At 50.9% G+C, this 20899-nt stretch carries 24 protein-coding genes; 7 read left to right on the top strand and 17 right to left on the bottom strand.

Translation table 11 applies throughout. The features are described 5' to 3' along the window. Positions 1-185: 185 nt before the first annotated feature. The 6 genes from IM638_04950 to IM638_04925 all read right to left on the bottom strand — a co-directional run bounded on the left by IM638_04950 (position 186) and on the right by IM638_04925 (position 3386). The gene (locus IM638_04950; GenBank protein ID MCA6362362.1) at positions 186-500 is read right to left on the bottom strand and encodes a type II toxin-antitoxin system RelE/ParE family toxin; all 315 of its coding nucleotides are present in this window, start codon (positions 498-500) and stop codon (positions 186-188) included. Positions 501-505: 5 nt separating this feature from the next. Further along, positions 506-763, bottom strand: coding sequence for a hypothetical protein (locus IM638_04945; GenBank protein ID MCA6362361.1), 258 nt, complete (start codon positions 761-763; stop codon positions 506-508). Between the two features lie 202 nt (positions 764-965). Further along, positions 966-1217, bottom strand: a complete 252-nt coding sequence (locus IM638_04940) for a hypothetical protein (protein MCA6362360.1) — start codon at positions 1215-1217, stop codon at positions 966-968. Between the two features lie 52 nt (positions 1218-1269). Then, positions 1270-1524 (bottom strand): addiction module protein, encoded by a 255-nt coding sequence (locus tag IM638_04935; protein ID MCA6362359.1) that lies wholly within the window; start codon positions 1522-1524, stop codon positions 1270-1272. Positions 1525-1564: 40 nt separating this feature from the next. Next, positions 1565-2962 carry a glycosyltransferase family 39 protein gene (locus tag IM638_04930; protein ID MCA6362358.1) on the bottom strand — a complete coding sequence of 466 codons (1398 nt, stop codon included), beginning with the start codon at positions 2960-2962 and terminating at the stop codon, positions 1565-1567. Between the two features lies 1 nt (position 2963). Continuing rightward, positions 2964-3386 carry a RidA family protein gene (locus tag IM638_04925; protein ID MCA6362357.1) on the bottom strand — a complete coding sequence of 141 codons (423 nt, stop codon included), beginning with the start codon at positions 3384-3386 and terminating at the stop codon, positions 2964-2966. Positions 3387-3557: 171 nt separating this feature from the next. Between IM638_04925 and IM638_04920 the strand changes: the two genes are divergently transcribed. After that, a complete protein-coding gene (locus IM638_04920; GenBank protein ID MCA6362356.1) occupies positions 3558-4475 on the top strand; it encodes a phytanoyl-CoA dioxygenase family protein in 918 nt (305 codons plus the stop codon). A gap of 219 nt (positions 4476-4694) precedes the next feature. On the opposite strand, the gene IM638_04915 is transcribed toward IM638_04920, so the two are convergent. Then, entirely contained in the window at positions 4695-5825 is a 1131-nt protein-coding gene (locus IM638_04915) for a DNA polymerase III subunit delta (protein MCA6362355.1), read from the bottom strand. A gap of 368 nt (positions 5826-6193) precedes the next feature. On the opposite strand from IM638_04915, the gene IM638_04910 reads away from it, so the two are divergent. Further along, on the top strand, positions 6194-9091 hold the full coding sequence (locus tag IM638_04910) for a T9SS type A sorting domain-containing protein (protein MCA6362354.1): 2898 nt from the start codon (positions 6194-6196) through the stop codon (positions 9089-9091). 219 nt (positions 9092-9310) lie between these two features. On the opposite strand, the gene IM638_04905 is transcribed toward IM638_04910, so the two are convergent. Then, positions 9311-9979, bottom strand: a complete 669-nt coding sequence (locus IM638_04905; protein ID MCA6362353.1) for a hypothetical protein — start codon at positions 9977-9979, stop codon at positions 9311-9313. A gap of 106 nt (positions 9980-10085) precedes the next feature. Here IM638_04905 and IM638_04900 point away from each other — a divergent pair, with 106 nt between their 5' ends. Next, on the top strand, positions 10086-11294 hold the full coding sequence (locus IM638_04900) for a phosphoglycerate kinase (protein ID MCA6362352.1): 1209 nt from the start codon (positions 10086-10088) through the stop codon (positions 11292-11294). A gap of 5 nt (positions 11295-11299) precedes the next feature. Further along, positions 11300-11821, top strand: a complete 522-nt coding sequence (locus tag IM638_04895; GenBank protein MCA6362351.1) for a hypothetical protein — start codon at positions 11300-11302, stop codon at positions 11819-11821. A 254-nt stretch (positions 11822-12075) separates the two neighbouring features. Here the strand turns inward: IM638_04895 and IM638_04890 are convergent, their stop codons facing one another. Then, entirely contained in the window at positions 12076-12651 is a 576-nt protein-coding gene (locus tag IM638_04890; protein ID MCA6362350.1) for a CvpA family protein, read from the bottom strand. Positions 12652-12747: 96 nt separating this feature from the next. Between IM638_04890 and IM638_04885 the strand changes: the two genes are divergently transcribed. Then, positions 12748-13098, top strand: a complete 351-nt coding sequence (locus tag IM638_04885; GenBank protein ID MCA6362349.1) for a hypothetical protein — start codon at positions 12748-12750, stop codon at positions 13096-13098. Between the two features lie 78 nt (positions 13099-13176). On the opposite strand, the gene IM638_04880 is transcribed toward IM638_04885, so the two are convergent. The 8 genes from IM638_04880 to IM638_04845 form a co-directional block, all read right to left on the bottom strand. Continuing rightward, positions 13177-13596 carry a VOC family protein gene (locus IM638_04880; GenBank protein MCA6362348.1) on the bottom strand — a complete coding sequence of 140 codons (420 nt, stop codon included), beginning with the start codon at positions 13594-13596 and terminating at the stop codon, positions 13177-13179. 314 nt (positions 13597-13910) lie between these two features. Next, the gene (locus IM638_04875) at positions 13911-14144 is read right to left on the bottom strand and encodes a hypothetical protein (protein MCA6362347.1); all 234 of its coding nucleotides are present in this window, start codon (positions 14142-14144) and stop codon (positions 13911-13913) included. Further along, on the bottom strand, positions 14137-14565 hold the full coding sequence (locus tag IM638_04870) for a hypothetical protein (GenBank protein MCA6362346.1): 429 nt from the start codon (positions 14563-14565) through the stop codon (positions 14137-14139). Before IM638_04870 ends, IM638_04875 begins: the two co-directional genes overlap by 8 nt. Positions 14566-14902: 337 nt before the next feature. Further along, positions 14903-15661: an arylamine N-acetyltransferase gene (locus tag IM638_04865; GenBank protein ID MCA6362345.1), complete on the bottom strand. Its 759-nt coding sequence runs from the start codon at positions 15659-15661 to the stop codon at positions 14903-14905. Beyond that, a complete protein-coding gene (locus IM638_04860; GenBank protein ID MCA6362344.1) occupies positions 15662-16165 on the bottom strand; it encodes a flavodoxin family protein in 504 nt (167 codons plus the stop codon). A 109-nt stretch (positions 16166-16274) separates the two neighbouring features. Then, on the bottom strand, positions 16275-17297 hold the full coding sequence (gene pheS / locus IM638_04855; protein ID MCA6362343.1) for a phenylalanine--tRNA ligase subunit alpha: 1023 nt from the start codon (positions 17295-17297) through the stop codon (positions 16275-16277). Positions 17298-17335: 38 nt separating this feature from the next. Continuing rightward, positions 17336-18856 carry a hypothetical protein gene (locus IM638_04850; protein MCA6362342.1) on the bottom strand — a complete coding sequence of 507 codons (1521 nt, stop codon included), beginning with the start codon at positions 18854-18856 and terminating at the stop codon, positions 17336-17338. Positions 18857-18881: 25 nt separating this feature from the next. Continuing rightward, positions 18882-19730 (bottom strand): peptidylprolyl isomerase, encoded by an 849-nt coding sequence (locus IM638_04845; GenBank protein MCA6362341.1) that lies wholly within the window; start codon positions 19728-19730, stop codon positions 18882-18884. Positions 19731-19832: 102 nt separating this feature from the next. Between IM638_04845 and IM638_04840 the strand changes: the two genes are divergently transcribed. Together IM638_04840 and IM638_04835 are read left to right on the top strand one after the other, a co-directional pair. Then, entirely contained in the window at positions 19833-20195 is a 363-nt protein-coding gene (locus tag IM638_04840) for a hypothetical protein (protein ID MCA6362340.1), read from the top strand. A gap of 105 nt (positions 20196-20300) precedes the next feature. Then, positions 20301-20672, top strand: coding sequence for a hypothetical protein (locus tag IM638_04835; GenBank protein MCA6362339.1), 372 nt, complete (start codon positions 20301-20303; stop codon positions 20670-20672). The last annotated feature ends 227 nt before the right edge of the window (positions 20673-20899 follow it).

Genomic DNA, 20899 nt, shown 5'->3' with positions numbered 1-20899 from the left:
AATGCCGGACGGGCAATAAGGAGAGATGATATGGTTTGCAAAAGCTGTAACACAGTGGAACGAAGATAAGCACTGGTTTGAAATAATAATACAGGAAGCCGATGATTTACTGCTATGGGCCGAAAAATACAGGGATGTTTTGCTGACGATGAGCAACAAGAGCCCCATAAATTATTGTCAGTTAATTATTTACTTTGCTGTTTCAGGTCATACAAAACACGCTTCAAATCTTGTTTCGTAGAACGGACTGCATGAATATAAATGACATTTTTATTTAACGAGTAGATAATCGCAAAAGGAAAATTAGGCATGAACACTACACGGAAATATTTATGATACTTCCTTCTTGAGCGCGGCATTTGGCTAACGTATTTAACTTCCTCAATCAATTCATTGTAAAATCGATCCCCTTTATAGTCACTCTCATCATCAAAATAGGCGCAAATTCTACTAATATCATTAAGTGCTACAGGCAAAAAGAGATATTCTCTATTCTTCATAAAGACTAGCTTGCTTTTTTGCTTTTTCTGTTTTTATAGATATGTTCTCTTAATTCCTGTTCAGTGTATGTTTTAACCTCGCCTTTAAGCAGGCGATTATATTGAGTAGTTAACTCTTCTTTCTCTTCTTCACTCAGGTCAAATTGTTTCTCCTGTTGCACATGAAGATATTCATCAAGCATATTTTTTATTGTGATAAGTAAATCCTTGTCCGCGTGATCAATTTTGTGTCGCAGATATGATCTTAATGTTTCTTCACGCATGATGTTTTGTTTTTGTTGAAGATACAAAAAAGTAATTATCACTCACCTCCTCCGCCACAACACCATTTCCCGCAACCCGCACTCCAGCACCGCATACCCTTCGGGCGCCTGTTTGCCTTGCAGCAGCATCCTTTCGGGAGCGGAAGAAGACTAAGCACGTAATGATCAGGTTCACGGCAGCGTGTAATATAAGCAAGACGGATTATCCTTGCAGGGAGTTAAGTATTTTATCAGGATCATCTTTGGCCGGAAAAACGGCATGAAAAACCAGTTTTTGTTCTTCTATTGTGTAACAAAGAAAGTATGGAAATGAGGGCAACAATACCAATCGGTAGTTTTTCCAAAAGTGGCTTCTCGATAATGGAAAGCGACGCACAATCATAATTGTATCGTCTATTTCACTCAAAAAGCGTTCGGCAAGCGCTCTATTTATAGTCAGATAATAGTCATAAATTTTTTTAAATCCTCTCTGGCGTTTTTAAGTATAATGAAGGTGTAAGCCAAGTTCAAGATGTTTTTCGGGTTCTCAAATACATTTTTACTTCCTCAAAACTATAAGATTCAGTATTGCCACTAAGATATTCCTGATAGCGCCTCTCAAGTTCCTGCTTCTGAGCAGGGGTAAGCAAATCATTATCAGTGTCGTGTTGCTCAGAATCGGACACTGACTCATCAATAATTGCTGCGATCTTATTCAGCAGAAGCTCGTCAGCTTTATCAATCCGTAAGTGTAAATAAGATTTAAGAGATTCAACACTCATTGCTTTTTATTTTATATAAACATACGAAGAAAAATATCACTCACCTCCTCCGCCACAACACCATTTCCCGCAACCCGCACTCCACCACTGCATACCCTTCGGGCGCCTGTTTGCCTTGCGGCAGCAGCACCCATTCCGGGTCGGGCGTTTCGGGAAAGGCGAGGCTTATTTTGTAAAACCGCCACGCATTGTGCATCAGCGTCCAGTCTGTTGCGGCGGTATCATGGCCAATAATGCTGCCGGGCGGAATAAAGCGGGCGGCGGTTTCCAGGTCGCGGAGTTTGATTTCGTCGCGTTTGTAGCTTCCGCCCAGCATGGCTGCGGCCGCCACCGCCCCGGCAAGCAGCAGCATACCCATGGCGGCTACCACGCGGCTTGCCGGCACACGGTTTTGAAGTGCGGCCTGCAAGGCTGTAGTGTACGGATGCAGCAACAGCGCACAGGCCAGCGCCACAAGCGGCAATGCAGTAACCAGATAAAATCCGCGCTGCTCCAGCGTAACCATCAGCGGCAAAATACCCGCCAGCCCCGCCGCCAGCATAAACGCAGCTAAACGCAAATCGTAGGCGGCGGGCTTTTGTGCCTTTTTGCGCAGCAGCAAAACCAGCAGTGCCGCTATACCCATTACCGGCAGCATGTTCAGCAGCAATTCGTAAAGCTGGTGAAACCTGCCGCTGCCCGTGCTGTTGAGGCCTGCAAACGTGCTCGCCAAACGGTGCTCAAAATAAGCGGCAAAGCTGCGCTGTGCGGCTTCGTTAAACCAGCAAAAGGCCGTAACTGCCAGCGGCACCGTCAGCACCAGCGCCGTTTGCCTGAGCGCCGCCCCCAATGTGCTGCGCCGCATCACCAGCCACCAAAGCCCCGGCGCGGCAAGCAGAAACATGCCCTGAACGCCTTTTGTAAGTCCTGCCGCCGCAATCCACAACCCGGCCAGCAGCAGGTGCTGCGTTTCACGTTTGCCTTCGTGCAGCGCACGCATCAGGTGCAGCATGGCGGCCAGTGTAAACATGCTCAGCGTGCCTTCAATTACATTGTTGTGGTATGCCCAGAATGTGACGGGCATTATCATCCAGCACAGCACCGCCATCCAGCCCGATGCGCTGTGGCCGGTTGCTTTTGCAATACGCAGCAGCAGCCACACACTCAGCAAGGCTGCGGCCAGATCGTAAATACGTTCGGTGAGAAAGGAATTGCCGAGCACGTAAAAAAATGCCCCCTGCAGTGCAAAAAACAAAGGCGGCTGCTCGTGGCATACCGCATAAAACGTATTGCTGCATTTCGGCTCCCAGAATGTGCTTTCGCCTGCCGCAAAGTTCATGCTCATGTTGGCGTAAAACACACCGTCGAAAAACATGCCGCGCATAAACAGTGTGGGCAGCAACACCGCCGCACACAGTCCGGTCACAAGCCAGGCAAGCGAATAACGCGACGATAGCATGCTACTGGCCAATAGTGGCCATTACCTTCAGTTCAATGGCAATGGGCGTGGGCAGGCAGTTTATTTCCAGCGTGGTGCGGCAGGGCGGGTTTTCGGGAAAATACTCGGCCCAAAGACGGTTGTAGGTGGCAAAATCGTCTTTCATGTTGGTCAGAAACACCGTTACGTCCACAATTTGTTCCCAGCTGCTTCCGGCATCTTCCAAAATCCAGCGCACATTCTGAAACACGCTGCGCACCTGCGTTTCAATATCGTAACTCAGGATGTTGCGGTTTTCATCAAGCTCCACACCCGGAATTTTTTTCGAGCCTTTTTCACGCGGACCCACACCGGAAAGGAAAAGTAAATTGCCCACGCGGCGTGCATGCGGATAATGCCCAACCGGCTCGGGCGCTTTTGATGAGTTTATGCTTTGTTCGTTCATAGCGCTTGTAAAAGCACGAAGATAAGTAACTGTGGCCATCTGCTTATTAATCTTCGTGGTGCAGCGTGTAAATACATCCGCGTGTAAATACCCGTTTCTGCACGGCTGCTTTGCACATTCGTTTTCTGCGCATACATTCATGGTATAAACAGTTTTGCATTTTCAAGACTTATGCAGCCCACCGCGCAGGAAATTTATGCACTCTGGCAGCGCTACCACAACCCTTCGGCCAATCAGGACCAACGGCTGGCGCATTGGACGGCCGATGTGCAGCTGCTCAATCAGTATGGCGTGAGTGTGGATGAGCTGATGGGCTTTTTGTTTTTTCAGCCGCGCAGTGTGCAGGAGTTTGCACACTGGTTCCGTGCGCGCATGGTATTTGCCGGTACAGAACAGCTTCAAACGCCTGTGCTCAATGAAACCGATCTGCTTTTCTGGCAACAGAACGGCTACGTGGTTTTGCATCATGCCGTGTCTGACGAAGATTGTGATGCGGCTGCGGCTGCCATTTGGCAGTATCTTCAGGCCGATCCGCAAAACCCCGCAAGCTGGTACACTGCGCACGAGGGCAGGCGGGGCATGATGCTTCAGCTTTTCAATCATCCTGCCCTGCAGCGCAACCGCATGTCGGCGCGTATCCGCAAGGCGTATGAGCAGCTTTACGGCCACCACGCCATTCAGGTCACTATCGACAAGGTGAGCTTCAATACGCCTGAAACCGGCTCAAATAAATTTGCCGGCACACCGCTGCACTGGGATGTAAGTCTGGTGCCGCCCGTTCCGTACAACCTGCAAGGCTTACTGTATTTGCATGACGTGAGCCAAGAGCAGGGCGCATTTCAGTGCGTGCCCGGCTTTCAGTTGAAGATAGACGAGTGGCTGCGCAGCCTTCCCCCCGGCGCCGATCCGCGCAAACTTGCCGCAGAAACCGGCAGGCCCGTAACCATACCCGGCAAAAAAGGCGATCTCATTATCTGGCACAACGCCCTGCCGCATTGTGCCACACCCAACCGGGGCACAATGCCGCGTTTAGTGCAGTATATTACGTGGTACGAACAGCGTCGGGTGCTGAGTGAGGAGTGGAAGTAGGCTAAAAAAATAATTCGGAGCGAACCGAAAAGCGCAATAAAAAACCACCTGCTCCCGTGCGCGCTCCTGTCCGCCTTTTGGCCTTATTATTACATACTACAAAGTGCGGCCATCCGTTTGCCCGGGGCTAGAAAATCATTCCGGCAGAAGCAATAAAATACCGCAAGCTTAATTCGGCCCAGCACCCCTGTCTGGTCTCGGCTCCGCCCGACCTGACAGTTACACCGCCTTCGGCACATTCAGCATCTCATTCAGCTTAAACGAAAGGTCCATGAAGATAATCTTCGGGCTTCCGTTGCGCTCAATATGCTGTGCGGCGGTGTTCAGTTCATCAATAAAGCGTTCGCCGTTGGCTTTGTGTACAAACGGGGCAAACTTTTGTACAAAACCAAGTTCCTCGCCGGTAAGGCGCACCAGCGCAGCATCGCCGTAATTGAGCACCAGACTGTCGCGCACCAGATCAAGTGAATAGCTGAGGAATTGTTTCTGGCGTTCGCGGCCAATGGAGGCCAGTTCGTCAACCGATGCAATTACTTTCTGCGCATCAAACTTCAGGCTGGCGCGCATCCATTTCTGGAAGGTGGCTAAGTAAAACGCCGCATTCTCGTCGCGCTCAAGCAGCAGGCGCGCCGCGGCATAGCTGCCATCGGCCTGATAAGCCATTTTTGCAGCATCGTCGGCACTGAGCTGGTGGCGCTGCATCAGCGCATCGCGCAGGTCGTTGTCGGCAATGCGGCGCACTTTTACTAACTGCGTGCGGCTTACAATGGTGCGCAGCAGCTGGTCTTCGCTTTCGGTAACCAGCAGAAACAATGTTTTATCGGGCGGTTCTTCCAGAATTTTCAGCAGCTTGTTGGCGGCCTGCAGGTTCATCTTCTCCGCCATCCAGATGAGCATGATTTTATATTCGCCCTCAAACGTGGTGAGGCTGAGTTTGCGCAGAATTTCGCCGCTTTCTTCCGTGCCGATTACCGCCTGTTTGTTTTCGGCCTCCAGCCGGCTAAACCACTCGTCGAGCGTGAGGTAAGGATTTTCAAGAAATGCCTGCCGCCATTCGGCAATTACGTGTGTGCTCACGCGCACATCTTTCGACAGTGCCACCGGATACACAAAATGCAAATCGGGGTGCACCAGTTTATCATACTTGGCACACGAGGGGCATTCGCCGCAGGCATCTTCCGCGTTGCGTTTTGTACAATGTACGTAACGTGCATAAGCCAGCGCAAGTGCCAGTGTACCCGAACCTTCGGGCCCGAAAAACAACTGCGCATGGCTAATCCGGCTGCCCGATACAGTGTGTATGAGCCGTTGCTTTACATCATGCTGACCAATAATATCGCGGAAAAACATGCTGCTAAGATAAGAAGCTCCGGGGCTTTTTTGCCAACCAGCTATGTGTATTCTTAACGAACCCGAAACACCTTTGCAGGATCTAAAAAATAATCCTGCATATAATAATCGGAACTGTTAATAAGTTAAGTGCACAATTAACAGGTCGCGTATTGTTTCCATAAAACCTTTTTAAACCCAATAAAAAAGGCTTTTTACACTATTTATAGCATAAGAAATCGTTTAGAATGTATTTAATTCGTGTAATAATTCCATTTACAAATACTTGTAATTCCCGATAAGTGGATCTGTTGATAAAAGCTGATGCACAGTTATTTACTTATTGGTTTGTATGTGCTTAATTAGTGATTCATCAAGACACACAACTCATGAAAAAAATCAGAATCCTTTGCATTGCGGCTTTGCTGAGCGGCGGTGCATTTGCTCAGCAGACTGAGCGGGTGGAGAACATCAACGACATCATTAATCGTCGTGATCTGAAGATCGACGAGATTGATGCGCTGGCTGCCGATTATTTTGCCCGTGTGGGCACCGGCCGTGGCAGCGGTTACAAACAGTATCAGCGCTGGAAATACGAAAGCCAGTTTCACCTCAATGAGCAGGGTTATGTCCGCAACCTTGCCGAAGAGGAAATGGCTTACGAAAACTTCCTCACCCAATCCAACCAGCGTATTGGTTATGTGCCGGTTGGAAGCTGGACACAACTTGGCCCCACTACATGGAACCGCACCTCGGGCTGGAACCCGGGTAATGGCCGTCTTACCGCAATGGCCATTCACCCAAGCAACACCAATACCATTTATGTAGGTTCGCCCGGCGGCGGTATGTGGAAATCAACCAACGCCGGTGTAAGCTGGGTGCCCGTTACCGATTACAACAACCTGTGGATGCATATTTATTCCATTGCCATTGATCCGGCCAACCAGAATATTGTGTATGCCGGCACCGGCAACTCCGCCAATCAGGTCATCAAATCAACCGATGGTGGTGTAAACTGGACCGTGCTCGGCAGCGGCCCCACCGGCGAAATCCGCCGCATCCTCATCCATCCCACCAACTCCAGCATTGTGTTTGCGGCTGCATCGAACGGAATTTTCCGTTCCACCAACGGCGGCACATCCTGGACACAGGTGCATTTCTCTATGAAGGAAGACATGGAGTTCAAGCCCGGCGACCCGAACACCATGTATGCATCGGGCACCGGCAGCATTGTACGCTCTACCGATAACGGTGTAACCTGGACTGTGCTTGGTGCCGGACAAGGCATTACCAACACCGGCCGCAGCATGATTGGTGTGAGTGCCGCAAACCCGGCTGTAGTGTATATTGTACAAGCCAGCGGAAGCATTTTTGGCCGCCTGTATTATTCCACCAACTCAGGCGCCAGCTTTGTAACTCAAATCTCAGGCTCGGCAGGCGTAAACAACTTCTTCGGCTACAATGCCGATGGTTCGGATACCGGCGGACAGGCCTGGTACGATATGGCCATTTGTGTATCGCCCACCAATGCAAGCCTTGTGCACATTGCAGGCATTATCTGCTTCAGGTCAACCAACGCCGGCGTATCCTTTACCGCCACCACCGAATGGTTTGCGCCCAACACCACCGGTTACAACCACGCCGATATTCATGGCCTTGAATATGTAAGCACTTCGCTTTACTCGCTTTCCGATGGCGGCATTTACCGCAGCACCAACAACGGCGACGACTGGACCGATATTTCAAACGGACTTGGCATCATGCAGTTTTACCGCATTGCCAGCTCGCCCACCAACACCACCGTGTGGACTGGCGGCGCGCAGGACAATGGTTCTACCGCATCGCAAAGCACGGGCACACTGGTAAGCTGGCTCGGTGCCGATGGTATGGAAGGACTGGTAAGTCCCACCAACTCACTCAACATCTGGGGCACCAGTCAGTTCGGACAGCTTTACCGTTCAACCAATGGCGGTAATTCGCGCGCCAACCTGGCTGCGGTGCCGGGTGGCGACTGGGTTACTCCGCTGGCCATACACCCCACCACCGAGAGCATCATTTTTGCCGGCGGTTCGGGCGTGTATAAATCAACCAACAGCGGTTCAACCTTCTCGCTCATCTCAGGCGCAATCACAGCCACCATCAGCGATGTGGCCGTGGCTCCGTCAAACGCAAACTACATTTACGCCTGCTCGGGAAGCAATCTTTACGTAACCACTAACGGCGGTACCAGCTGGACAACCTACGCCATAACCGGCGCAGGCAGCATCAGCGATATTTGTGTGAGCCCTTCTACGGCCACCAAAATATGGATTGCCACCACCGGCGGTAAAGTGCGTGTTTCCACCAACTCAGGCGCCACATTTACCGACATTACCGGCACGCTGCCCGCCATTGCTGCCCGTACAGTAGTGGTTGACAATACCGCTGCCGAAAACCTGTATGTGGGCATGAACATTGGCGTATATACCCGCAACAACACCATCACCACATGGTCGGTAATTACGTCGAATCTGCCCCGTGTAGCGATCAACGAAATTGATATTCAGAACAACGGCGCCGGACGTGTGCGCGTAGCTACCTATGGCCGTGGGGTGTGGATTTACAATACACCCACCGCCTGCACCGAAACCTACGAGCCAAACAACTCTACTTCTGCGGCGCCCATCATTAACATGAACTCAACCATCGGGTCGCAGATTTCAACCACTACCGATAACGATTACTACAAGTTTACGCTCACCGCTGCTTCAACCAGTGTTGATTTCCAGCTTAGCAACCTGCCGGCCGATTACGATCTGCAGCTGCTTGATGCGGCTGGTGTGGTGCTGCAATCGGGCACCAACGGTGGCACCACCAACGAGTCGTTTACCCGCGCAGCCATGACTCCGGGCACATACTACCTGCGTGTGTGGGGCTACAACAGCGCGTTCAGCACCACACAGTGCTACAACCTCGATTTGTGGATTACCGGCACGCCGCGTCTCGGCATGCCTTCGGCTGATCAGGCTCCGCAGCAGCCGGTGGCAAAAGAAACCACCGTGCGCGAAAATCCCTCGCTCTTCCCCAACCCGGCAGGCGATAGGGTTACGGTTGACCTGAGCGGTGTAAGCAATGCAGCTTCTATCCTCATCCTCAACAGCGAAGGCCGCGTCGTGGCCCGCCACGATAATGTAACCAGCGATAATCAGGTGCTGCTTGATATTTCATTCCTCAGCCAGGGCATCTACTTTGTACAGGTAGTGGCCGTGGATGGTGAAATGAAAACCATGAAACTGCTTAAACAGTAATTGGTTGAGTTGACTGAAATATAAGAGGCTGTTAGAGAATTTTCTTTTTAATGATTTCGCGTCTTTTTTGCCATCTCTTCGTTGGTTTTTTCGCCGAGACCCTCCGGGTATCGACTCAAAAACCGCCTCGATCTGGCAATAAATCCTGCAAAATCAAAGCAAAACAAAATTCCCTAACAGCCTCTAAAAGAGGCAGCCCGCGCGGGTTGCCTCTTTTGTTTATCTGATCCAGGGTGCCTGCCCGGGTGGCGGCTGCTGCGGGTAAGGTGGTTGTCCTTGCTGCGGCGGATACGGCGGCTGGCCGTAGTTGGGTTGTTGCGGCGGGTAGGGCGGCTGCGGCGGATACTGCTGCGGGTTGTAGGGCGGATAGCCCTGCCCGTAGGGCTGCTGCGGCGGATAAGGCGGGTAGGGCTGACCATACGGCGGCCAGCTTTGCGGTGTTTGTGCGGCACGCTGCAGGTTGTAATACCTGAATGCCTGCACCGTGCCAATAATGGCAATGCTCAGCGTAATGAGTCCGTACAAAATCCACGCACCGCCCACTTCATCAAACGTAATGCTTCGCGGATTGTTCATGACAAGTATGCCCCACACCGTCATTATCAGTGTAAGCGACAACCCGATAATGGAGAATATGCGGGACGCTGTGGTTTTTACAAGCACCAGCGAAAGAATGTACAGCACATACATAAACACGAAATACACAAACGAAATGCTTACGGCAATTTCGGTTGAGCGCACGTATTCGGGTTCGCTGTAATCGTATTCGTAAAGTTCGTAGCTGTTGTAGTAGCCTCTTTTTTCACTGGCGGTACCGGCGGTGCCGGCCACCATTACAATGATGAAGAAAAAAGCAAATACGATTCCGATAATGTATAATGCGCGCATGGGAAGCCGAGTTGTTGCAACGAATATACACAACTCTGGTTTTGGGTGCGGGAATGATTTTGCCGCCGAAAACTGTATTTTTGCAGCCTCATTCCGACAAAAAATCATGAAAACCGTTGCTCATTTCAACTTCGCCGGCAAAAAAGTCCTGATTCGTGTGGATTTTAACGTGCCGCTCAACGAGTCGTTTGCCATTACCGATGATACGCGTATGCGGGCGGCGGTGCCCACGATTCAGAAAATTCTGAACGACGGCGGTGCATGTATTCTCATGTCGCACCTGGGCCGCCCCAAAGAAGGGCCGTCTGAAAAGTATTCGCTCAAACACCTCACGGCGCATCTCTCGCAGCTGCTGGGCGGCGTGAACGTGAATTTTGCCACCGACTGCACGGGCCAAGCGGCCACCACGGCTGCGGCGGCACTCAAGTCAGGCGAAGTACTGCTGCTCGAAAACCTGCGCTTTCACAAGCAGGAAGAAAAGGGCGACGAAGCCTTTGCGCAGCAGCTTGCGCAGCTGGGCGATTTTTATGTGAATGATGCTTTTGGTACCGCGCACCGCGCACATGCTTCTACGGCGGTGATTGCAAAATATTTCCCCGGCCGCAAATGCTTTGGCTTTGTGATGCACGGCGAGCTGGCCGGCATTGGCAAAGTGCTTAATGGTGCTGAGAAGCCGTTTACCGCCATTCTGGGCGGGGCCAAAGTGTCGGACAAAATCCTCATTCTTGAGCAGCTTCTCGCCAAAGCCGACAACATTATTATTGGCGGCGGCATGGCCTTTACGTTTGTAAAAGCGCAGGGCGGAAGCATCGGCAAATCGCTTTGCGAAGATGACCGGCTGGATACCGCCCGCAATATTCTGCAGGCCGCAAAAGACAAAGGCGTAAACCTCTACATTCCGGTTGACGCCGTGTGCGCCGATAATTTTGCCAACGACGCCAACCGCCAGACCTGCGCCGTAAATGCCATTCCCGACGGCTGGATGGGTCTTGATATCGGTCCTGAAACCGGGAAGCTGTACAGCAAGGTGATTACCGAATCGAAAACCATTTTGTGGAACGGCCCCATGGGCGTGTTTGAGATGGAGAATTTTGCGCAGGGCACCAAAGCGGCGGCCGATGCCATTGTGGCGGCTACGGCTGCGGGCGCGTATTCGCTTATTGGCGGCGGCGACAGTGTGGCGGCTATAAACAAATACAAGCTGGCCGACAAGGTGAGCTATGTATCAACCGGCGGCGGCGCGCTGCTGGAATACATTGAAGCCGGCTCACTGCCCGGTGTGGATGCTGTAAACGCCGAGCCCGCTCAGGCCTGATGCGTATGAAACAACTGCTGCTGCTGCCCGCGTTTTTGCTGCTGCTGCTTGCCTCGTGCGGGCAAAGCGGTGGTGTGGTGTTTGAAGGCGATGCGTGGACAGCCGAATTTCCCGGCACACCGCAAGACACCGCCACCATGGAAGGCGATGTATCAGGCATAAAAGTGTATTACGAACCGCCGCAGGGCCACCTTGATTCAAACGTGTATTATGCCGTGTCGCAATACACCACCACCGATACGCTGAGCCAGCTTGCGGCGCATTACGAAAAGCTTTTCCGCGCCGATGTGCAGGTGTATGCCTGGGGCGTGGGCACGGGCTTTGTGGATACGCTGGTGCGCCCCGTAAAAGCCGGTGCCGCCAGCGGATTTGAATACCGCGTAACCGTGGGCGACAATGCCGGTATTGCACGCATACGCAAATTTGCCCGGGGCAAACGCATTTACACGGTAATGGTGCTTACCGAAAACAGCCGCCTGCTCAACACACAGGCCGACCGGTTTCTGAATTCGTTTAAGCTGAAGTAAAGGTATTTCCGGCAGCGGCTGAGCACGCACTCACTGTGTGGCGTGTGCTTGGAAGTTGTTTCTTCACTCCCTTTTCACTGTTTATTTATTGCACCCGGTGGTTTGAATTTCTAGCCCTGACTGGAGTGGAAATGCAGCCGCAAAAACAAGGTGGTTTGAGTTGTATTTTTTGCGGCTGCATTGTAGCGTAAGGCAGGAGCCAAGCGGCATTATACCGCACCATCAGGTTCGCTCCAATTTATTTTATCAAGTAGTTACTCGCTGTCTTTTTTGGTGGAATCTTTCAATTTCAGGTTCACGTCCACATCTACTTCTACATCTTCTTTTTTCGGAATCATTTCGCCGAGGTTGCTTTCGGTGAGTCCGGGGATAACGGCGGGTGCTACTTTGGCTACGGGGCCGTAGAGCAGCGAACCTTCCTTGATTTGCGGCGGAAGCAGGGGCACGCTTTTCTGCACGGCATCGAGCACAAAGAAAAGCACGCTCAGGATAAGTACAAATTTGAAGCCGCCAAATGCGCCGCCGGCAATTTTGTTTACAATGCTCAGCGCCGCTTTTTCGGCCACACGGTCCACTAATTTGGCCACACCGTACACGGCCATGAGAATGCCCACAAACACCAGCGCAAACGCCACCAGCGGAATGTATTCCGACTGCGAGCCCATCCACCCGCGAATGATAGACGCGAGTGAATCAGACAGGTGAATGCCGCCCCACACGCCAATGAAAAACGCGGCCAGCGTAGCTACTTCCATAATTACGCCTTTGGTAAAACCACGCCAGAAACCCCAGATGGCCGGAATGAGGATGAGCAGATCCAGAAAATTCATGCCCGAAAATAAGCCGATGCTGCTTTGCCGGGGTTTGCGCGGAATTAATGTTTTCAGCAGCACACTGTGAACAGCACAGCCGCTTACCTTTGCACCATGCTTCACGACGAAGAACTTGAACAGCAATGGCAGCAGGTGCTTACCGCGTTGGAACCCCAGTTTGGCGGCGATCTTGATTTGCAGGCCATTCTCTTTATTATAGGCGTGCAGGAATTGGGCAAAGGCTACCGGAAATTTTCGAAAGACCAGAAGCTGGAAGTCATGCACATTGCCATTTGCACGCTGCTGGAACCCTACGGCTATTACCTTTTCGACGGCACCGACGCCGACGGCTGGCCGCACTGGAGCCCCACGGCTAAACTGCCACATTTAAAACCCGCACAGCAGCATAAACTGATGCGCGAGGCGGTGGTGGATTATTTCAGGAAGATGGAGATGATTGGGTAGGGGCGTTTGAAGCACAGCAAAGTAAGCGTAATGATGTGGTGTGAAAGTCGGCCATCCTGCTGTGAAGGTTTTGCGCGGTTAAGCCTCTAAATTCACCATCCATTCAATGCCGTATTTATCGCGGAACATGGCAAAGTAAGATCCGTCGGGACTTTGCATAAGCGGAATTTCTACTTCGCCGCCAGCCGAAAGGCCGTTGTACAATTTTTCCGCTTCGGCTTTGCTTTCGGCGCTGATTGAAATTTTGCTGCGGTGTTCGTTCAGGTTTACAGTGCCCATAAATTCAGGCACATCATTCCCGATAAGCAGGTTGCCGCCAATGGGTAATGCAATGTTCATCAGCTTGTCGGCCTCTTTTTCCGGCACCTGAAATTCGGCACTGGCAATTTCTCTGAAGCGGATAATATTTGTGAATTCACCACCAAAAACTGATTTGTAAAAGTTAAATGCTTCTTCTGCGTTGCCGCTGAAATTGATGTGCGGATTGATGTGTGCCATGATGTGGTTGTTTGTTCAAACGTACGGTTTACACATAGAACAGCAAAGCTGTGAACGCGAAAAAACAAGGGTCATTTCCGACAGGTATAAATCTGCAATTGCCGGCTTTTGACAGAAGAACGGAAGGCAAAAAACGCATTACACGGAAATTTCGCCAGGCATAAGTTTGAGCTGTATGAACGGTTTGTCGCTTGGTTTTCGTGCGAGATTTCAGGGCACAAAACAGTCAACCACCACTGAACTTGAATAGAAGCACATAGCTCCAAATTTGCACGACACCCCGCCTTACGCAAAACCCGTGTTATGGTAAGTTTTCATTCTTTATCCCTCACTTGTTCTCTTGCTTTAGCCACAATTTCTCCATAGTCAGCCCTGAAAGGTTCGGATAATTGTTTTTCTAAAATACGTTCAATGTCCCAAAGCACTTTTTGTTCTGATTGGTCTTCAAATTTGCTCAAGCCGTCATTCTCATTAAATCTGCCGAGAAATTCGAATAAAACAATTGCTTCGTTCTTAGTCAATTCGATAATTACTTTTTCGTCACTCATTTTCTAATTCTGTTTCAAGGTCGGTGAAGTAAAGAATGAAAATCAAAAAGTTTTTGAGGATTGCGTCAGTTTTACTTTTCTCTTTTAAAAAGTCAAAGCTTTCGATACCTTCTTTTACTAATTCGCTGTCAGCCGGGAGTTTTTCAAATTGATTTATACATTCGGCTTTAGTCCGCTGACAGTATTCTTTCCAACTTTCTCCTGTTTTTCTTTCTGTCGTGTCATATTTGTGCCAATAGAGTTCACAAGTTCCGTCTGGAAGTTTAAATTGAACTTGTCCGCCAATAATTCCAAGTCCGACTTCTACTGCCTTGTCAACTACTTCCTTAAAGTCCGTTCGTTTCCAACCATATTCCTTTCCACTTACAATTGCCTTTTGTAAGATTTCAGTCGGTAGATATTTTTCTTCTGTTTCTGTCATTCTTTAAATGCACCATAACACTCAAATATACGCAACCCACTAAATTATTTAATCTGGAAAAATTACAGCATCAAGCTATTGACATACATTACAATATCCCATTAGGAATATCTTTTACGCATATTACGTAAAACAACTATCCAGCCCATAGCTATACAATATACGCATATCCGGACTCACAGATCAAAGCCCGCGCATTCCACATCAAAGAACAACACTACCCCAACAAACACACACAAAAAAGCACCGCACCCAAAAATGGGAGCCGTGCACACAAAACAATATCAATACATATCACTCGCCCCCCCAACACATTACCCAAAAAAACACAGCCAACCTACCCCCTCACAACCTGCATCCCAAAAAGCTGCCGGAGATGATACTCAAATTCACTCCCTTCAAAAACAACAGTTTTCGTATGCCCGTGGCGGGTAATTTTGTACGAAGTATCGGTAAGCGTAACGCGCCCGGATGCGGTGGCAATTGTGACCAGCTTGTTTTTTGTGAAATGCGATTTGGAGCTTGACTGGTGATAACGGCACATGTCTTCAAACGCATTCAGCGGCTGCTCCCGCATACTGAAAATATACTCCGGCGTGTTTACTGCATTTTCAATCCGACTCACTTTGAAGTCTTCGGCATTCAGTTGCTCAATTACAAATACGCCGTTTTCATCTTCCTGCAAAAGTCCGTGAGTGAGCTCAAGCGGTGCGGAAGAAAATTTTCCAAAGCCGGCATCCACCAGATACCACTTGTTTTCCAACTGCACCACAATGGCCATGTGGTCGAATTCAGGGCCATAACGTTCGGCTTCCACATGTACTTTGCCCGACACTAAACGGGCATCAAAACCAATGTGCGTGAGTAGCGCGCAAAACAGTGAGTTAAGTTCGTAGCAAAACCCGCCGCGGTTGTTTATGATGAGTTTGGTGAACATGCGGGCCGTGTCCAGCACAATGGGTATGCCGTAGTGGATATCTAAATTTTCGAACGGAATGTGCAGCAGGTGGTTTTTCTGAAGCCTGAACAATACGTCTTTTGTGGCTTCAGGGCGGGTATCCACACAAATCCGTTCCAGGTACTTGCGGAAATCCATTCAGGCAATTTTTTGAATAAAATTGTCGAGGTTTTTCTTTACCGTGTCTGGTATGGTGTCGTTTTCAATCCAGCCATGCACATTGCCCATGTATTGCATACTCAGGTAATTGGCGCTTTCAATAAACGGCATGTGGAATCCGTCTTTCAACTCATCGTCAGATCCGCAGCTGAGCACGGCCATTTTCATGCCCCGCAGTTTTCTTCCGGTTTCTTTTTCGGTTTTCAGGCAATCGGAAATCCGGTCGAAAAAAATCTTCATCGTACCGCTCATGGTGTACCAGTAAACCGGCGTGGCGAAAATGATCAGTTCGTAACCGGATACGATTTCTTTGATTAACGGAAGAAAGTCGTCGTGGCGGTTCTTGAATTCGTAATCGAAGGGGAGAATGTGTTTTTCTTTCAGGTCAATAATCGGGTAGCCGGTTTGCCCGGCCACGTAACTTGCCAGCTGAAAGGTTTCGCCTTTGCTGTTTGAACTGCCTAAAAGTATTACGCCTTTCATCGCTTTCACGTTTGTTTTAATTCACTAACAGCATTCCGGTGGCTGGGAACGGGCAGATAAAAGAAAGTCGCGCTCCTGCACGACTTTTCTTTTGAGCAGATCAGATTTATTACGCCCCCCGGAACTGCTTCAGAAAACGCACATCGTTTTCCGAAAACAAACGAAGATCGTTTACCCCGTACTTCAGCATCGTAATCCGCTCAATGCCCATGCCGAAGGCAAAGCCCGAATACACATTCGGATCAATGCCGCAGTTGCTGAGTACCGCCGGATCCACCATGCCGCAGCCGAGGATTTCGACCCAGCCGGAGTGTTTGCATACGTTGCAGCCTTTGCCGTGGCAAATGGTGCAGGAAATGTCCATTTCGGCACTTGGTTCGGTGAAGGGGAAATAGCTGGGGCGCAAACGAATTTGTGTATCAGCGCCAAACATCTCGCGCGAGAAGTAGAGCAGCGTTTGCTTCATATCGGCAAAGGAAACCCCTTTGTCCACATACAGGCCTTCAACCTGGTGGAAGAAGCAATGTGCACGGGCCGAAATGGCTTCGTTGCGATACACGCGGCCGGGCATTACAATGCGCACCGGCGGTTTTGTGTTTTCGAGCACGCGCACCTGCACGCTCGAGGTGTGTGTGCGCAGGGCGTGCGGGTTTTTCGCATCGCTTACGTCAATGAAAAACGTGTCCTGCATGTCGCGCGCGGGATGCTCCTCGGGGAAATTGAGCGCCGAGAAGTTGTGCCAGTCGTCTTCCACTTCCGGACCTTCTTCTACCGTAAAGCCGAGGCGGCCAAAAATATCGAGTATTTCGCGGCGCACCAGTTGCAGCGGGTGGCGTGTGCCCTCGGGCGCGCCGGAAGGGGCAAACCAGTCGGTGCTGGAGCTTGTGCTTTCGTCGCTGCCGCTGTCGCTGCGCAGGCTTTCGAGTTTTTCCTCGGCCTTTGTTTTGAGGCGGTTGAGCAGCTGGCCCACTTCGCGCTTCATTTCGGGCGCCACGGTTTTAAACTCTTCAAACAGCGTGGAAATTTTTCCTTTGCGGCTCAGGTAATTCAAACGGAACTGCTCGGCCTGCTCTGCGTTGCGCGCAGCAAAGGCTTCAATTTCTTCGAGCAAGGATTCAATACGGTCTTTCATGATAATGGTGCAAAGGTAGTATTTTCCCCTGCCGGCGTTTATTTCCCCTTTACCGGTTCCAGCTCAATGGTATTTACCGAAATGAGGTTTGATTCCTTGCGGCGGAATTTGGTGACGTGCGCAATTTCGTTGCGCTGCGTTTCCATGCGCGTGGCCGCAAAGCAAATGTAGTACGGCTCAAACGCGGCTTTCAGTTCGTAGCCGCCGTCTTTGCGGGTGTGTGTGCTTTTGGTTTGTGTCCAGGTTTTATCCCACACTATTATAATTCCCCCTTCCAGCCCGGTGTAGCGGTTGTCGAACAGCGTGCCGGTTACGGTAAACAGGCTGTCGGCCCCGTAGTTGTTGTAGCTGGCAGCCGGTTCGCAGTTTCCGGTTTTGGCGTATGCGGCGGTGCGTATAAATTCGTTTACCGGCTTGGGTGTGCCGCTTACGGTGTCGCCCTTGCTGTTTATGGTAAAGGCTTTGTTGTTCATAATGCCCAGAAACTGCTGGTGGAAATTGCCTTCGGGCTGGTCTTTCAGTTGCCACAGCGCATAGCCGATTGCGCCGCAGTTGCAGGCCTGCTCAAACGTGCGTTTGGTAAAAGCGGTCTGGCTGGCGTAAGGCACTTTTACATCTTCGGCCGACAGGCCTGTTTCGCCCACCATCCAGGGCTTTTTCACATACTGGCTGTACCAGTACAGTTCGTTGCACACCATATCGGGCGCATATTCGTAGGGGTGAAAGCAAATGAAATCCACATCCAGCAGGTTCGGATCCCACACGGCCACTTCGGTTTCGTGGGCAAGGCCAATGGTGGTAAGGTGGTGCGGATTGCTTTCCATAAAAATCTGCTGCCACCTGGTTACCTCTGCGACCACCGCGTTTTTTGTGGTGTGCTTGAGCGAATCGAAGTACAGTGGTTCGTTGAAAAAGTCAACAGCCATAATGCCGGGCTGCGGTTTGGTAAATTCGGCCACGCGGCGCAGGTGCTCGTGTGAGCGGGGGTTGAAGGGTTGCGTGCGGGTAAGGAAAATGGTTTTGAGTCCGGCTTCGGTGGCGGCATCGGTAAGCAGGCGCAGGGCGGCAAAGTAGCGGCTGTACTGTGCGTCGCTGTTTAGCGGATAGCGTTTTTCCCAGCCGTCGTTGTCAATGCAGCGCACGTGCAGGGTGCTGCTGTCGTTGGGTTTCATAAGCAGCGGTTCGCCTATGCCGCATATCCGCAGGCTGTTGTAGCCCATGTCGCGCACTAATTGCAGGGTGGCGCGGAGTTCGGCAAGGCTTTCGCGGCGCGGCTTTACTAAGTTGCGCTTGCTCACACTGTCGGTATATTCGGGCGAAACGGCGGGCCATATACTGTCGCCGTGCGTGCGCAGTACAAATATGCAGTTGAGCAGTTTTGGGAAAAACGGCTTGCCGTCAAGCTCAAATTTTCCGTTGTTCAGATATACGTAGCCTTGGGGCGGACGTGTGCGCACAAGCGGGGCGGGCTTTTGGGGTGTTTCCTTGCAGGCATTGGCAAGCAGCAGCAGCACAAGTGCGCAGCCGGCGGCAATGGCGCGGTAGGCAGTAAGCAGCATAGTAAGCTGTGTGTGTGTGGTGTGGTTACTTCACAATTTCCACCCACATACGCACATCCTGCGCGGGGCGGCTTGCTCCGTCAACCGGCAGCAGCGAAATTTTTTCAATAATGTCCAGCCCGCTTTCCACTTCGCCAAACACGGTGTAGCCGCCGTCAAGGTGCGGTGTGCCGCCCAGGGTGGTATATACTTTGCGCTGTTCGGCGGTAATTACGCGGTGCGGCGTTTTCTCAAACTGGGTGTTTATAATAGGATCAATCTGCGCCGAAAGCATGTTCAGGCTGTCGGGCTGGTTGAGGTAGCGTGCACGCTGCTGGGCGCGGATAAATGCGTCTTTGGTGGCTTTGTTTTTTGGATCGTTGATGTAGGCGGCAAAAATTTTCTGCTTCAGCGGCTGGTCAATGCGGGTTTTTATAATTATGTCCAGCAGGCTGTCGGTAAACACCTGTCCCTGCACAAGGTAAAACTGGCAGGCTGATGATTCTTTGTTCGGGTTTATTTCGTCGCCCAGGCGGGCAGCGGCCAGTGCGCCGCGTTTGTGGTACAGGGCGGGGTGTATTTCGGCGGGCAGGGTGTAGCCCAGCGTGCCGTTGCCTAAGCCCTGGCCGGGTTTGGCGGTTTTCGAATCGGGGTCGCCGCCCTGTATCATAAAGCTTTTAATTACCCGGTGAAACAGCGTGCTGTCGAGGGTTTTGTTGGCGGCAATACGCAGAAAATTATCGCGGTGGCCGGGCGTTTCGTCATAAAGCACCACTTTTATATCGCCCATGGTGGTGTGTATTATCACCCGGGCCCGTTTGTCGGCTTCAGTAAAGGAAACAGAAAGCATTGCAGCGGTGAGGCCTGCGAAAAGGAGCGTTATGCGCTTTCCCATGTGTAAAACTTTTTTATATTTGTAGGAAGTAAAGATACTTATTCGGCTACTTTGCAGCAAGAATAGTGCCTTTTCATGTATAGGCGGCAAACCTTCATAAGTATGGATAAGCGTTTTAAAACATTTTGGGCTGCCGGCAGTGCAATGCTTCTGCTGCTGGTTTCACTGGCCTTTGTTTCCGGCACTTCATCGTGCAACCGCAACAAAGAGTGCAAAGCCATTGTAACGGTAGTAAATGCCGCTAACACCCCGCAATCGGGCGTGGAAGTGAAACTTGTTCCCGGCGGCAGCTGCTCCGGCTGCACACAAATTGCACCGCTCACCGCCACTACCGACGGGTCCGGCAAAGCCAGCTTCACTACCGATCTTCCCAAGATTATGGATGTGGAAGTAAACAGCCAGCCCACCGGCAAAGTGGTTCGCTTTGAAGAAGGCGAAACCGACGAGGTAACCGTTACCTTTTAATCATTCCACCACATCATACTTCAAACCCGGCCCGCAAAGCCGGGTTTGCTTTTTTTGCCCGGTTGCATTATCTTGGTGGTATCAGGAAGGCAAACCTGACTACACATGCTAACTCCGTTCAAACAACCGCTGCAAATTATTTGCAGCGCGCTCCTGCTTATCGGCACCAGCGCCACCACCGCCTGCAACCGCAACAAGGAATGCAAGGCCATTGTCACCGTGCTCAATATGGCCGATGCGCCTCAGTCGGGCGTACAGGTAAAACTTATTCCCAACGGAAGCTGCCCCAGTCCGCCCTGCAACAATATTGATCCGCTCACGGCCAGCACCGACGGCTCCGGCAAAGCCAGCTTCACTACCGATTTACCCAAGATTATGGACGTGGAAGTGGTGCTGCCTTCGGGCAATATGGTTACCGGCAAAGTAGTGCGTTTCGAAGAAGGCGAAACGGATGAGGTGACGGTGAAAATTCCTTAACAAGCGCTTAGTAAAAAGGAGAGGAGCGAACCTCGGGGTGCAGTAAAAAACCGTTCGGCTCCAGCTATCCGTTCCAACACAACAGCAGAAAAAACAACAACCATCACCCCTCCGAGGTCTCAGCGACCTCGGAGGGGTGGCAACCAAATTATTTTTCTGCTGTTGTGTTTCCACTACTATCTGGGCTAGAAATTCAAATCGTCCGGTGTTTCAAAAAACCTTCCGGC

The organism is Bacteroidota bacterium (assembly GCA_020402865.1).
Classification (GTDB): domain Bacteria; phylum Bacteroidota; class Bacteroidia; order Palsa-965; family Palsa-965.
Note: the sequence above shows the minus strand (reverse complement) of the source record. Positions and strands in the feature narration are given on the sequence as shown.